11 protein-coding genes are annotated in these 12,947 nt (G+C 55.3%); 3 read left to right on the plus strand and 8 right to left on the minus strand.

Annotated features, from left to right (window positions below; all coding sequences use genetic code 11):
- Nucleotides 1-48 precede the first annotated feature (48 nt).
- Both AUQ42_RS12910 and AUQ42_RS12915 read right to left on the minus strand, forming a co-directional pair.
- Nucleotides 49-786 carry an SDR family oxidoreductase gene (locus AUQ42_RS12910; protein WP_068519499.1) on the minus strand — a complete coding sequence of 246 codons (738 nt, stop codon included), beginning with the start codon at nucleotides 784-786 and terminating at the stop codon, nucleotides 49-51.
- A gap of 192 nt (nucleotides 787-978) precedes the next feature.
- A complete protein-coding gene (locus AUQ42_RS12915; protein ID WP_068519500.1) occupies nucleotides 979-1,170 on the minus strand; it encodes a hypothetical protein in 192 nt (63 codons plus the stop codon).
- A 256-nt stretch (nucleotides 1,171-1,426) separates the two neighbouring features.
- On the opposite strand from AUQ42_RS12915, the gene AUQ42_RS12920 reads away from it, so the two are divergent.
- Entirely contained in the window at nucleotides 1,427-3,451 is a 2,025-nt protein-coding gene (locus AUQ42_RS12920; RefSeq protein WP_068519501.1) for an aminopeptidase P family protein, read from the plus strand.
- A 165-nt stretch (nucleotides 3,452-3,616) separates the two neighbouring features.
- Nucleotides 3,617-4,669, plus strand: coding sequence for an L-glyceraldehyde 3-phosphate reductase (gene mgrA, locus AUQ42_RS12925; RefSeq protein ID WP_068519502.1), 1,053 nt, complete (start codon nucleotides 3,617-3,619; stop codon nucleotides 4,667-4,669).
- 72 nt (nucleotides 4,670-4,741) lie between these two features.
- On the opposite strand, the gene AUQ42_RS12930 is transcribed toward mgrA, so the two are convergent.
- A complete protein-coding gene (locus AUQ42_RS12930) occupies nucleotides 4,742-5,647 on the minus strand; it encodes a LysR family transcriptional regulator (RefSeq protein WP_068519503.1) in 906 nt (301 codons plus the stop codon).
- 138 nt (nucleotides 5,648-5,785) lie between these two features.
- Here AUQ42_RS12930 and AUQ42_RS12935 point away from each other — a divergent pair, with 138 nt between their 5' ends.
- On the plus strand, nucleotides 5,786-6,811 hold the full coding sequence (locus AUQ42_RS12935) for a DMT family transporter (protein WP_068519504.1): 1,026 nt from the start codon (nucleotides 5,786-5,788) through the stop codon (nucleotides 6,809-6,811).
- Between the two features lie 29 nt (nucleotides 6,812-6,840).
- Here AUQ42_RS12935 and AUQ42_RS12940 read toward each other — a convergent pair whose 3' ends face one another.
- The 5 genes from AUQ42_RS12940 to AUQ42_RS12960 form a co-directional block, all read right to left on the minus strand.
- Nucleotides 6,841-7,311, minus strand: a complete 471-nt coding sequence (locus AUQ42_RS12940) for a thermonuclease family protein (protein ID WP_231856761.1) — start codon at nucleotides 7,309-7,311, stop codon at nucleotides 6,841-6,843.
- Nucleotides 7,312-7,389: 78 nt separating this feature from the next.
- A complete protein-coding gene (locus AUQ42_RS12945) occupies nucleotides 7,390-7,782 on the minus strand; it encodes a hypothetical protein (protein WP_068519506.1) in 393 nt (130 codons plus the stop codon).
- A 31-nt stretch (nucleotides 7,783-7,813) separates the two neighbouring features.
- Nucleotides 7,814-9,913, minus strand: coding sequence for an NAD-dependent DNA ligase LigA (gene ligA / locus AUQ42_RS12950; protein ID WP_068519507.1), 2,100 nt, complete (start codon nucleotides 9,911-9,913; stop codon nucleotides 7,814-7,816).
- 49 nt (nucleotides 9,914-9,962) lie between these two features.
- The gene (gene recN, locus AUQ42_RS12955) at nucleotides 9,963-11,633 is read right to left on the minus strand and encodes a DNA repair protein RecN (protein WP_068519508.1); all 1,671 of its coding nucleotides are present in this window, start codon (nucleotides 11,631-11,633) and stop codon (nucleotides 9,963-9,965) included.
- A 258-nt stretch (nucleotides 11,634-11,891) separates the two neighbouring features.
- A complete protein-coding gene (locus tag AUQ42_RS12960; protein WP_082817856.1) occupies nucleotides 11,892-12,716 on the minus strand; it encodes an outer membrane protein assembly factor BamD in 825 nt (274 codons plus the stop codon).
- Nucleotides 12,717-12,947 lie beyond the last annotated feature (231 nt).

The raw sequence follows: 12,947 nt of genomic DNA on the forward strand, positions 1-12,947 counted from the left end.
ATATGCGATAAGGCGGGGCTGCGGGCGGCGGTAGGGCCTTGATCAGGGTTATCGCCCGCCGGAAACATCAAGGATCGCACCGGTAACATAGGACGCGTCATCTGAAATCAGCCAATAGATGCTTTGTGCGACTTCATCGGCATTCCCCGCACGGCCAAGCGGGCAGCCGGGCCCCAGTTCGGAAACCCGTTCCGGGCGTCCTGCGCTGGCATGGATGTCGGTATTGATAATTCCGGGTCGCACCGCATTGACGCGAATGCCTTTGGGGCCGAGTTCCTTGGAAAGACCGATGGTCAGCGTATCGATTGCACCCTTTGATCCGGCGTAATCGACATATTCGCCAGGTGATCCAAGCTTGGCTGCCATGGACGAAACATTGACGATTGATCCGCCGTTCGGAAGCATCCGCGCCGCTTCACGGGCCACCAGATACGCACCAAGCACATTGGTATCGAACACATTTTTCATGCGGTCGATATCCATATCGGCAAGGGTGCTTTTGGGGGCGACAATGCCGGCATTGTTCACGACACCGTCGATTGCGCCAAAACGTTCATAGGCGGTCCGGAAAAAATCGATGACGCTGTCTTCGTCGCGTACATCGCATTTGCGGGCAAATGCATTGCCGGTAACGCCCGCACGTTCGCACAAGGCACAGGTTTCGTCAGCACTTTGCTGATTTCCGACAAAGCTGAAAGCGACATTCCAGCCGCGACTTGCAAACAGCACTGCTGCCGCGCGACCGATCCCGCGCGAACCGCCGGTAATCAGAACCGTTTTTGCCATAACCACCCCGAAACAGTTTTGTTGTTTTGGCTACTATGGGCGGATGGTGCGTGATGGTCAAAAAGAAACGGCCCTGCTGTGGAGAAGCAGGGCCGTCTCAGAGGGAAAAGACAAAACTGACCGCAAGGATCATGAACCGTGATCCTGCGCTTCGCCATTAGGCATCCGACCATTCCGGGCGGGACTGATCCTTCAATCCTTGCCTTTGGTGTCTGCCGATCCGGTTGGGGACCGGTCTGCTTCATCGTCTGCCAGATGGGCAGGGCCAATATCAAGACCGAGCGCGGCTTTGCGACCAATGGTCAGGCGCTCAAGGCCATCATAGGCCGTCTGACGTCGACGCGATTGTACGACACTTAGGGCAGTAATAGGAAAACGGATCACCGTTCATGGTCTCCTGCAAATTGACGTCCCGACGGGCCATCTTTTTGTCACGGAGATGTAATAAGTTAATCTTTGACTAATGTGCATTGCGAAGCTTGCAACGCATTCATTCCTGTGACGCATGTTACGGCTGTCGGGGGCCGGATCACAGGGTGATTATTTTATAAAATATGCACAAATATCATTGTGGCTTGCGCCGGATCGGCAGTAACTCTTACATAGATTAACTGCCCCACATATCAAAACGAGGACGTCTATGACCATTTCCGGCGATGCCCAACTCGCGACCCTTCTGGAACGCGACAATGTCAACAAGGATGTTAGCGCTGTCATCGCCCTGATTGATGGCGTGCTTGCGGCTGCCGACGGACATAGCCGGACCGACTGGATTGATCTTGTATGTGCCGATCCCAGCGAAGAACTGGTGCACGTTCTGTTGGCGCTGCGCGATGAACGCAAAGGTCTGTTCAAAATGGCAAAGGATGATTTCAATCCGGCCGAACGGATCGCAGCTCTTCGGAAATATCTTGCGGCAAAGGGTGTGGACGGCTTTATCGTTCCGCGTGCCGACGAACATCAGGGCGAAAATGTCCCGGCCCGGGCTGAACGTCTGGCCTGGTTGACCGGTTTTACCGGGTCGGCCGGGGCTGCTGTGGTTCTGGCGAACAAGGCAGCGGTGTTTGTTGATGGCCGTTACACCATTCAGGTGCGCCAGCAGGTCAATCGCGACCTGTTTGAATATCGTCATCTGGTTGACGAGCCGGTGGTCGGCTGGCTGCATGACAATCTGAAATCCGGACAGAAACTGGCGTATGATCCGTGGCTTCATACCGTGCAGCAGGCAAATCATTTGCGCACAGCATGCGAAGGTGTCGGGGCGGAACTGGTTGCGATTGATACCAACCCGATTGATGCGCTTTGGCGTGACCAGCCGGCCATGCCGCTTGGCCCGGTGCGTCCGCATCCGTTGGAATATGCCGGAAAATCAAGTGCCGAAAAACGTCAGATGATTGCCGGGCAGCTGTCGCGCCTGTCATGTGACAGTGCCATTTTGTCCGCACCTGACAGCATCGCATGGCTTTTGAATATTCGCGGGGCCGATGTGCCGCAAACGCCGCTTGCACTTGGTTATGCGATTATCAACGGTGATGCATCGGTTGAATTGTTCATGGATGAACGCAAGCTGGCTGGTGAAACTGTCGCCTGGCTGCGTGACGAGGCAAGCCTGCGCGCGCCCGGTGAACTTGGCGATGCGTTGAAGGCTATGGGCAATCAGTCCGTCCGCCTTGACGAGGCAACAGCGGGTGACTGGTTGCGGATGCAATTGGCCGAGGCCGGGGCAACCGTTCGTGTCGGACGTGATCCGGTGGCGTTGCCCAAGGCCTGCAAGAATGACGTCGAACTCGAAGGATCGCGCAAGGCCCACAAGCGCGACGGCGAAAAGATCATTCGCTATTTCAAATGGCTTGATGAAACGGCAATTGATGGCGGGATTGATGAACGCACGGCTGCCGACAAATTACTGTCGCTGCGTAAGGAAGATCCGCTGTTTCGGGATTCAAGCTTTGAAACCATCCCGGGCAGTGGTCCGAACGGGGCGCTTTGCCATTATCGCAACACCCCCGAAAGCAACCGTAACCTGACCCCGGGCGAGATCTTTTTGATTGATTCGGGCGGTCAGTATCTGGACGGCACAACCGACATCACCCGGACCACGATTGTTGGTGAACCGACACAGGAACACCGTGACCGGTTTACCCGCGTGCTCAAGGGACATATTGCGCTGGCGCGGGCGATTTTCCCGGTCGGAACAACCGGTCAGCAGCTTGATACGCTGGCGCGCATGCCCCTTTGGGAAGCCGGTCTTGATTTTGATCATGGCACCGGGCACGGGGTTGGAAGTTACCTTGGCGTTCATGAAGGACCGCAACGGATTTCAAAGGCCCCGAACAGCATCGCACTCAAACCGGGTATGGTTCTGTCAAACGAGCCGGGCTTTTACAAGGAAGGCGAATACGGCATCCGGATTGAAAACCTGATTGCGGTTTGCGAGATTGATGCACCGATCGGGGCGGACCGTCAGATGCTTGGTTTCGAGACCCTGACATTCTCGCCGATTGAACGCAAATTGATCGATCCGGAATTGATGACTGCTGACGAGTTGCAGTGGCTTAATGATTACCATGCCCAGGTCTATGCCATGTATGCCGATGAACTGGACGAAGATCATCGGGAATGGCTGCAAAAGGCAACCGCTCCGATCAAGAAGAAAGTCATCTGATCTGGCCATTGGATGCCATGATGTGAAAAAGTTGAGCCGTCCCGTCCCGCGGGGCGGCTTTTTGTTGTTTCGGGCACTGACAAGCGCGCGGGAATGGCTTAAAGAGTATCTATTGGATCGATTCAATAGAAGGCGGAAAACCGCTTCTGATAATTGGAGGAAGACATGGCTGAAGTCGAAACACAGTGGATGGCAAACCCCAACCGCTATGACGACGAAACCTGGAACCGCTGTGGCAATAGTGGCCTTATGCTGCCGAAAATCACGCTTGGGCTTTGGCAGAATTTCGGCGGCGTGGATGTCTATGAGACCCAGCGTGCGATGATCCGCCGCGCCTTTGACCGCGGTGTGTTCCATTTTGATCTGGCCAACAACTATGGCCCGCCCCCGGGATCTGCCGAGGAAAACTTTGGCAAGGTATTGAGCCAGGATCTTGGCAAACATCGTGACGAACTGATCATTTCGACCAAGGCGGGCTATCGCATGTGGCCGGGGCCGTTTGGCGAATGGGGGTCCCGCAAATATCTGATTTCCAGTCTGGATCAGAGCCTCAAGCGGATGGGCCTTGATTACGTCGATATTTTCTATTCCCATCGTGTCGACCCCAACACGCCGCTTGCCGAAACCATGGGTGCGCTTGATCAGATCGTCCGGTCGGGCAAGGCGCTTTATGTCGGGATTTCTTCCTATTCCCCGGAAATGACCCGTCAGGCGCACGCGATCCTTAAGGATCTCGGTACGCCCTGCGTCATTCACCAGCCGTCCTATTCGATGATGAACCGCTGGGTCGAGGATGGCTTGCTTGATACGCTGTCCGAACTTGGCATGGGATGCATTGCCTTTTCGCCGCTGGCACAGGGGCTTTTGACCAACAAATACCTTAACGGTGTGCCCGAAGAATCACGCGCCGCCCTGGAAGGTTCCTTCCAGAAAGGCATGTTGTCGGAAGAAAACCTTGATCGTGTCCGTGCACTTAATGAAATCGCCAAACGCCGCGGGCAGAGCCTTGCACAGATGGCGATTGCGTGGGTATTGCGGCGTCCGGAAATCACATCGGCCCTGATTGGTGCCCGTCACGTGCAGCAGCTTGATAACAGCCTTGATGCGCTGAACAATCTTGAATTCAGCGCAGAAGAACTGGCGGAAATCGACAAATATGCAGCCGATGGCGGCCTGAACCTTTGGCAGAAGTCATCGGACAGCAAGGCACCTGTCTGATCCGGTTTGCAGATAAGCTTATGAACAAGGCCCCGAACGGTATTGCGTTCGGGGCCTTGTTGCATCAAAGGGTCATTTTTCAGCCATTGGCATGGTTCCGGCCAGATCGCGCAATGTATCGACCACGGCCTTGGCCCCGGCACTGAGCGGGCGATCATGAAGCCAGGACAGCATTACCTTGCGTGACAGTTCCGGGCTGACGATCCGCCGGGCCTTAAGCCGCCCGGTTGACAGTTCCATCACAAGCGAACTGCGCGGCAAAACCGTGTGCCCGACATTGCGATGAACCAGATCGACCAGCACACGTAATGCGTCGGCTTCGACCACCGGGGTCAGGGGACGGCCGGCACGAAAGGCGGCTTCCTGCATTTTGGCCCGCAAACCGTGTTTGTTGGTTGGCATGATCAACGGCAGTGACAGGACATCTTCATAGGCGATTTCGGTTTCCTGTTCGCCAACCTGTGACGGGTGGGAAATCAGAAACAGGTCTTCGCGCCAAAGCGGTTCGGCATGCAAACTGCGCGAAATCATGCCGTCATGCAAAATTCCGATATCAAGACGACCTGACAGCAAGCCTTCCTGAACATCACCGGTCAGGTCTTCGGCAACCGAAATATTCAGATCGGGATAGTGGGCGCGAAGGCGTTCAATCAGTGCCCCGGTAATGACAATCCCGGCACTTGGCGGGACGCCGACATGGACATGCCCGGTGACCTGGCTGCTGCGTGCTGTCAGGTCCGCTTCAAGGCGGGCCAGATCGGCCAGAATGACGCGTGCACGTTCGGCAAGCATTTGCCCCGCTTCGGTCAGCTTTACACCGCGGCCGGTTCGTTCAAGCAGCTTGGTTTCAAGCGTTTCTTCAAGCAGGTTAAGCTGGCGGCTTAACGCCGGTTGGGAAAGGTTCAACCGTTCGGCTGCGCGTGACAGGCTTCCCAATTCGGCAATATGCACGAAACTTCGCAGCTGTTTGATATCCATGGATGACGGTTCCAAGCCGGATTTGTTGATGCGATCCCCTAAGATATAGCCAAAGCTGATATCTGATAGCAATTAATTCGAATTGAATAATGGCACCTTGCGGGTAACACTGAGCCCGAGAGAGGATCGGAGACCACCATGACATCACAGCCCCACGCGGATGCAGATGCCCCGACGGCATCTGCCCAGTCATCAACTTTCAGCACACAGAAAAGCGCAAATGCGGAAAAGCCGGTTGGCTCCGCTTTGACGATTGTGTTGCTCGCGACCGTCGCGCTTGCGATGAAGGGGCTGCTTGCCAAATTTGTGTATGCCACCGGCATGACTGTTGATGGTTTGTTGCTGTTGCGGTTTCTGATTGCGATGCCGTTCTTTTGGCTTGGCGTTATGCTGTTTGGCAAACAGCGCCCCGGTGATCGCAAGATGCAACCGGTCGATCTGGCATGGGGGGCGTTGTATGGCGGATTGTTCTTTTTGGCATCGCTGTTTGATTTTACTGCCGTATCCCTGATCGATGTGACCGTCTCGCGGATCGTGCTGTTTACTTTTCCTGCGGTGGTGATGATCCTGGAAGCTCTGCACAAACGGCGTTTCCCGCCATTCCGTCAGGTGGTGTGTTTTGTTGTGACCTATATCGGTCTGATGCTGGTATTGGCACCGGGCGGTTTTGACATGGTGGCAGGCGGTTTGTGGTATGGCGCGGCCTGGGCGTTCGGATCGGCATTGACCTATGCCTGTTATCTGTATTTCGGGCAGCGCATGATCAAAACCATCGGGTCGATGCATTTCGCGGCCCTGATCAACACAATGGCTGGGCTGTCGATGGTTCTTTACGAACTGGTGGTCCAGAAGCCTTTGAACCTTAATCCGGCCGGAATTGCATGGACGGCGGGCATTTCGATCTTTTGCACCGTGATCCCGTTTTTCCTTTTGTATGAGGGGATCCGGCGAATTGGTGCGACCCAGGCATCCCTGATTTCCCTGTCAGGGCCGGCAATGACATTTTTTGCTGCCTGGCTGTTCCTGGGCGAAATTCTTACGGTTCCGCAAATGATCGGTTTTGCTGTTGTAACCTTGGGGGTGGCATCATTGAAAAACAGCTTCAGCCTTGCGGGGCTGGGGCGGCTATTAGCACGGCCATTTGCCCCCAATACAAAACCGTAAACAGCCGGAGATCTTGCAGGTTTGCCGCCTTACCAGCGGCGGACTTCGATTTCATGTTCAGGAAGGCGTTCACCGCGTCGCCATTTCAACGGATCAATGAATTGCCCGGCCCATATGCCGGTTCTGCTTTGTTTGGCGCGGGCTTCGATCGCGCCATATTCGGGCATCTGATCGGGGCGTGCGACCGCCATGCCCCGGGCAATCAGACTTTGTCCGATATCCATGCCATTGGCATTGCGACAAATGGCCAGATTGCGGTGATAGCGGTTCTTGCCCTGAACCCGGCAGGTGATCGGGGTGGCGACCAGAAGATTGGTGGTGACTTGCCATGCCTCAGCACCGCAGGCGGTGCTTTGACCATTCACCAGGCATTTCTGGAACCGGTTCATGGCATCCGCGCCCCACAGGTCCACACGCCGAAATCCGAATTCCAATGTGTCGGCATCAATGGCCCGGGCCGTTCCCGACAATGTTTCAAAATCAGGGTCGGCTTTGGCCATAGGTGGTGCGCCTGCAAGCAGCAGCACAGTACATAAAATCAGAAACCGGCGGGGATCAGGAACGGCCATCAAGGGACCTCAATACAGGTCGCTGTAACGGATTTCATCAAGCTGGGCGAAAACGACCTTCCATTTTTCGTCCTGTTTCAGCAGGGCAAAGGCATAATCACAGTCAAAGATCAGGTTGTTTTCCGAATTGCCAAACCGGAAGGACACGATCGCACGTGCCCCGCCGGGAAGTGCGGAATGCTGTTCGACCACCATGGATTTTGCCATGGCCAGATCTGCATTTTTCAACTCGTCAAAGAATGACTGATGATATTTGTGCAGATCCTCGGCCTTGGAAATCGCATGAACACCGGACAGGTCATTGATCAGACAGGGAAAGTGATAAAATTCGTCAAGCGCGCCTTCATCGAGCTTAAGATGTGCATCTACGTAGCGGCGAAAAAAACTTCCGAGATCTTCCATCTGCACCCATTCCTTCGGTCATGGACCGCCATTATTGCGTGGCAATCAGATCAAGCCATCCTTGCTCATCAAGAACAGTCACACCCAATTCTTCTGCTTTCTTTAATTTGGAACCTGCACCGGGTCCTGCAACAAGATAATCTGTTTTTGCCGAAACCGAACCCGCTACTTTAGCACCAAGACTTTCGGCTTTGACCTTTGCCTCGTTGCGCGAAAACAGTTCAAGTTTACCGGTAAACACAACGGTCTTGCCGCTAACCGGGCTGTCGGAAACGGTGGGCGCTTCGACATCGGTGATGGTCAGCAACGATTGCAGGTCATCGAGTACCGCCAGATTGTGTTCTTCGGCCATGAACTCGATCAGGTCCTTGGCAACGCCGGGGCCGATCTGATCGATATTGATCAGTTCGCGCAATGCGTCACTATCGGCCTGATTGGCGGCAATCATGGCGTTGCGCCATTCGCCCAGTGACCCGTAGTGTCGGGCAAGCAGTTTGGCGGTTGCCTGACCGATCTGACGAATGCCAAGCGCATAGATGAACCGGTCAAGCCCGATGGTTCTGCGTTCATTGATCCCGTCAAACAGCTTGGTTGCGGATTTATCGCCCCAGCCTTCAAGCTTTCTGATCGCATCGCCATGATCCGTTTCAAGGCGGAAAATATCACCCGGTGATTTGACCCAGCCCAGTTCAAAGAATGTCTCGATATTTTTGGCCCCCATGCCGTCGATATCAAACGCATTGCGCGATACGAAATGTTTAAGCCGTTCAACCGCCTGTGCGGGGCAAATCAGACCACCGGTGCAGCGGGTGACAGCTTCGCCTTCTTCGCGCATGGCATGGCTGTGACATTTCGGGCATTCATCGGGGAACTGATATTCCTCGGTTCCCTCGGGGCGTTCATCAAGGATGACTTCAACCACCTGTGGGATCACGTCACCGGCACGCTGAATGACCACCATGTCACCGACCCGCACACCCAGACGTTCGATCTCGTCACGGTTATGCAGGGTGGCGTTTGACACAACAACACCGCCGACCGTGACCGGTTCAAGACGGGCAACCGGGGTAAGTGCGCCGGTGCGGCCAACCTGGATATCGATGGCATTAAGGCGGGTGCGGGCCTGCTCGGCCGGGAATTTATGGGCAATGGCCCAGCGCGGCGAACGGCTGACAAAGCCAAGCCGCAGCTGAAGTTCAAAATCATTGACCTTATAGACGATGCCATCAATGTCGTAATCAAGGTCCGGACGCTGTTTTGCCAGTTCGTTGTAAAACGCCATGATATCATCGGCATCGTTCAGTCGGCGTGTCAGCGGGTTGATGACAAAGCCCCAGCCAGCGACCTTTTGCAAAAAGTCCCACTGTGTCTGGGCCAGACTTTCGGACAGTTCGCCAAAGCTGTAGGCAAAGAAACGAAGCGGGCGTTTCGCGCTGATGGAAGGATCAAGCTGGCGCAAGGAACCCGCAGCAGCGTTGCGCGGATTGGCAAATGTTTTGCCGCCGGTTTCTGCCTGTGTCTCGTTCAGCTTTTGAAAGGCGGATCGCGCCATATAGACCTCGCCGCGGATTTCGACCACATCGGGCGCATCGTCGGGCAGGGTTTTGGGGATGTCGTCAATATGGGCGACATTGGCGGTGACATCTTCGCCTTCGGCCCCGTCACCGCGGGTTGCCGCCGTAACAAGCGTCCGGCCTTCATAGCGTAGCGAAAGCGAAAGCCCGTCAATCTTGGGCTCGCCCACGACTTCAACCGGGCTGTGCGCAGTCAGGTTCAGGAAACGGCGGATACGGGCAAGAAAATCGACAATGTCATCGCGTGAAAACGCATTGCCAAGCGACAGCATCGGACGGGCGTGCTTGACCTTGGCAAAGCCTTCGGCCGGGGCCGCACCGACTTCCTGCGTCGGGCTGTTTTTCTTAAGCGTCGGGTAATGGGATTCCAGTTCGATCAGGCGATTGAACAATGCGTCATATTCGGCATCGGGAACGAGCGGTTCGTCATTGACGTAATAGGCTTCGTTATAGGACCGAATGCGATCGGAAATTTCCGCATGCTGTTTGCGTGCCTCGGTGCTGGTGGCGGGCATTTCCGGAAGGCTTGTGTTGTTTGACGCATGTTCGGCGTTCATATTCTTTTTGTTCCGTATTCGAAGTGGTTTCGGCGTGAATTGCCGGATCTTAATTAGGTTGTTCAAGCAGGCTGTCAGCCGCTGCGCGGGCCTCGGCGGTGACGGAATGCCCGGCCAGCATGCGGGCAATTTCCTCGCGGCGTGCACCATCAACCAGGGCATCGACACGGGTCACCATGGTGCCGTCTGTTTCGCGCTTGGCAATATAGAAATGGGTGCGTCCGCGTGCGGCGACCTGCGGGCTGTGGGTAATCACCAATATCTGGCGTTCCTTTGCCAACAGATGCAATCGCTGTCCGATGGCAGCAGCAGTGGCACCGCCAACACCGCTGTCGACTTCGTCAAAGACAAGGCTGGGGACGGCTGATACGCGTGCCAGAACGACCTTGAGCGCAAGCAGGAACCGGGACAGCTCGCCGCCTGAGGCGATCTTGTTCAGCGCGCCCGGCGGGCTTCCCGGGTTGGTGGCGACGGTGAATTGCACCCGGTCGATGCCATCAATGCCCCATTCATTTTCGTCAACCAGTTCGATATCGGTAACGAAGCGGGCCTTTTCCATGCGAAGCGGCGGCAATTCGGCATTGATCGCGCCGTCTAGCTTCGCAGCGGCTTCCTTGCGTGCAGCATGCAGCTTTTGTCCGGCTTCGATATAGGCACTGCGATGTTCGCCAACCGCAGCGGTCAGACGCGATAGTTCCTTTTCCCCGAATTCAAGCTGATCAATCTGGGACCGGAAATCTTTCATCAAGGCATTCAGGCCATCGACGGGCACGTTGTATTTGCGTGCCGCCGCCCGAAGGGCAAAAAGCCGCTCCTCGACATTTTCCTGATGGCCGGTATCAACATTCAGATCGGCAAGGGTGGCAGAAATGGCGCGATTGGCTTCTTCAAGTTCGATGGCAGCACGGTCCAGCGCCTCGATGATCGGTTCAAATCGGCCATCGGCCTTTTCAAGTTCACGTTCAAGGCAACGCTGGGCGCTGCGTAGCGCGCTTTCGGCACCCTTGCCGCGCGAAAGCTCGGTGCCGGCATCATTGAGGGCGGCAACCAGCTTTTCACCATGCATCAGGAACTGGCGTTCCTCGGCAAGGCGTTCTTCTTCGCCTTCTTCGGGGCCCAGTTTTTCAAGTTCATCGACTGCGTGGCGAAGCCATTCTTCTTCTTCGCGCGCCTTGTCGATGCGTGCGCGTGCGGCGTTGAGTTCTTTTTGCGTTTCCCGCCAGGCACGCCAGTGGTCGCGCACCGTCATGGCAAGCGCCCCAAGATTGCCATGGGCATCAAGAGTGGCGCGGTGGGTTGTCGGGTCAAGCAGGCCGTGCTGATCAAATTGCCCCTGAATTTCGACGCAATAATTGCCAACATCGCGCAAAAGCCCGACCGAAACCGACTGGTCATTGACATAGGCCCGCGACCGTCCGTCCGCGGTTACCACGCGGCGTACCACCAGTTCTTCGCTTTCAAGATCGATATCCTGATCGGCAAGCAGCCTAAAGACCGGGTGTCCCTGTGGCAGGGTGAAGGTGGCGGTGACGCTGCATTTGTCGCAGCCATGGCGGACAAGTCCGCTATCGGCGCGTGCGCCCAAAGCAAGCCCCAGAGAATCCAGCAAGATGGATTTACCGGCCCCGGTTTCACCTGTCAGGACGCTAAGTCCGTCATGGAAATCCAGATCCAGCTTGTCGATAAGGACTACGTTCCGAATGCTGAGGCGTCGAAGCATTTCTGGGTACTGATGTTGTTAACGGGGCAGCAGACAGTTTGGTCAAACAGCTTTGCGACTTGCAGAGTGCCCAATACCGACCCGGCTTGCAAGTATTGCAACATCTGGCACGTGATCAAAAACCGTGATCTTGTGCGGTCGGAGCAGAAGCGATTTGCAACAGGACCTTATTATCATTTGTTCCTGTTGTGTTCTATGGTTGTTTTGCCCCGGATGTCAAGAAGACCTGATGGTGATCAGGTCTTTTGCGCGAGTGGCCTAGAAAAGGTCGGTGATCGACTTGGTTGCGGAATCCCACCAGCTTTCTTCGGTGCGTTCGGCACCGGCATCCCCGACCAGAAGGCTGTAGGATTCGCTGTAATATTCGCTGCCCGGGAAGTTGTGGCCAAGGACGGCTGCGGTGCGCTTTGCCTCACCCTCAAGACCCAGTGCCAAATAGCATTCGGTCAGGCGTGCAAGTGCCTCGGGAACGTGGGTTGTGGTCTGATATTTGTCGATAACCGATTTGAACCGGTTGATCGCAGCCAGATATTCCTGACGGTCCTGATAATAGCGCCCGACGCTCATTTCCTTGCCGGCAAGGTGATCGACCGTAAGGTCCTTTTTCAGCTTGGCGTCGCGGGAATATTTGCTGTCGGGGAAACGGCGGATAACGTCATCAAGCGCCTCCATGGCGTGCTGGGTCATCTGCTGGTCACGGCCGACATCGGAAATCTGTTCATAGTAGGACAATGCCTTGAGGTAATAGGCATAGGGCACATCCGGGTTAGCCGGATGAAGCGAGATGAAGCGATCAAGTGCGTTGATGGCATCATCATATTTGTTGTCCTGATAATAGGAATAGGCCGACATCAGGGTCGCCTTGGTCGCCCAGACCGAATAGGGGTGCTGGCGTTCGACTTCGTCAAATGCCTGGGCGGCCTTTTGATATTCCTTGGCGTCCAGAAGATCCTGTGCACCATTATACAGTTCGGAAACCGGACGTTCGACATATTCCGGTGCCTCATTGCTTGAGCAGGCAGCAAGCAGAATGGCCATGCCACATGTTGCAATGATGTGTTTGGCGCGAACGGTACTAAGCACTGTGACCTATCCTTGAATTTTGTGACGCACTCACGGGAAAATCCGCCGGACTATATCATGTGAAGGGCGTGGTTGGGCAAGTAGTTGTGTCGCCAATCGGTGACTTTTATGCCCGATCTTGAGCCTGTGCTTTGATCTGCGCGGGAAAAACGCGGTCAGACAATAAAAAAGGCGACCCGACGGGCCGCCAATTTCGAATGTTTTGTGCCGGATTCCAAAACCCGTTATCGG

Origin of the sequence: Thalassospira sp. MCCC 1A02491, assembly GCF_001613785.1 — a bacterium.
Lineage (GTDB): Bacteria > Pseudomonadota > Alphaproteobacteria > Rhodospirillales > Thalassospiraceae > Thalassospira > Thalassospira povalilytica.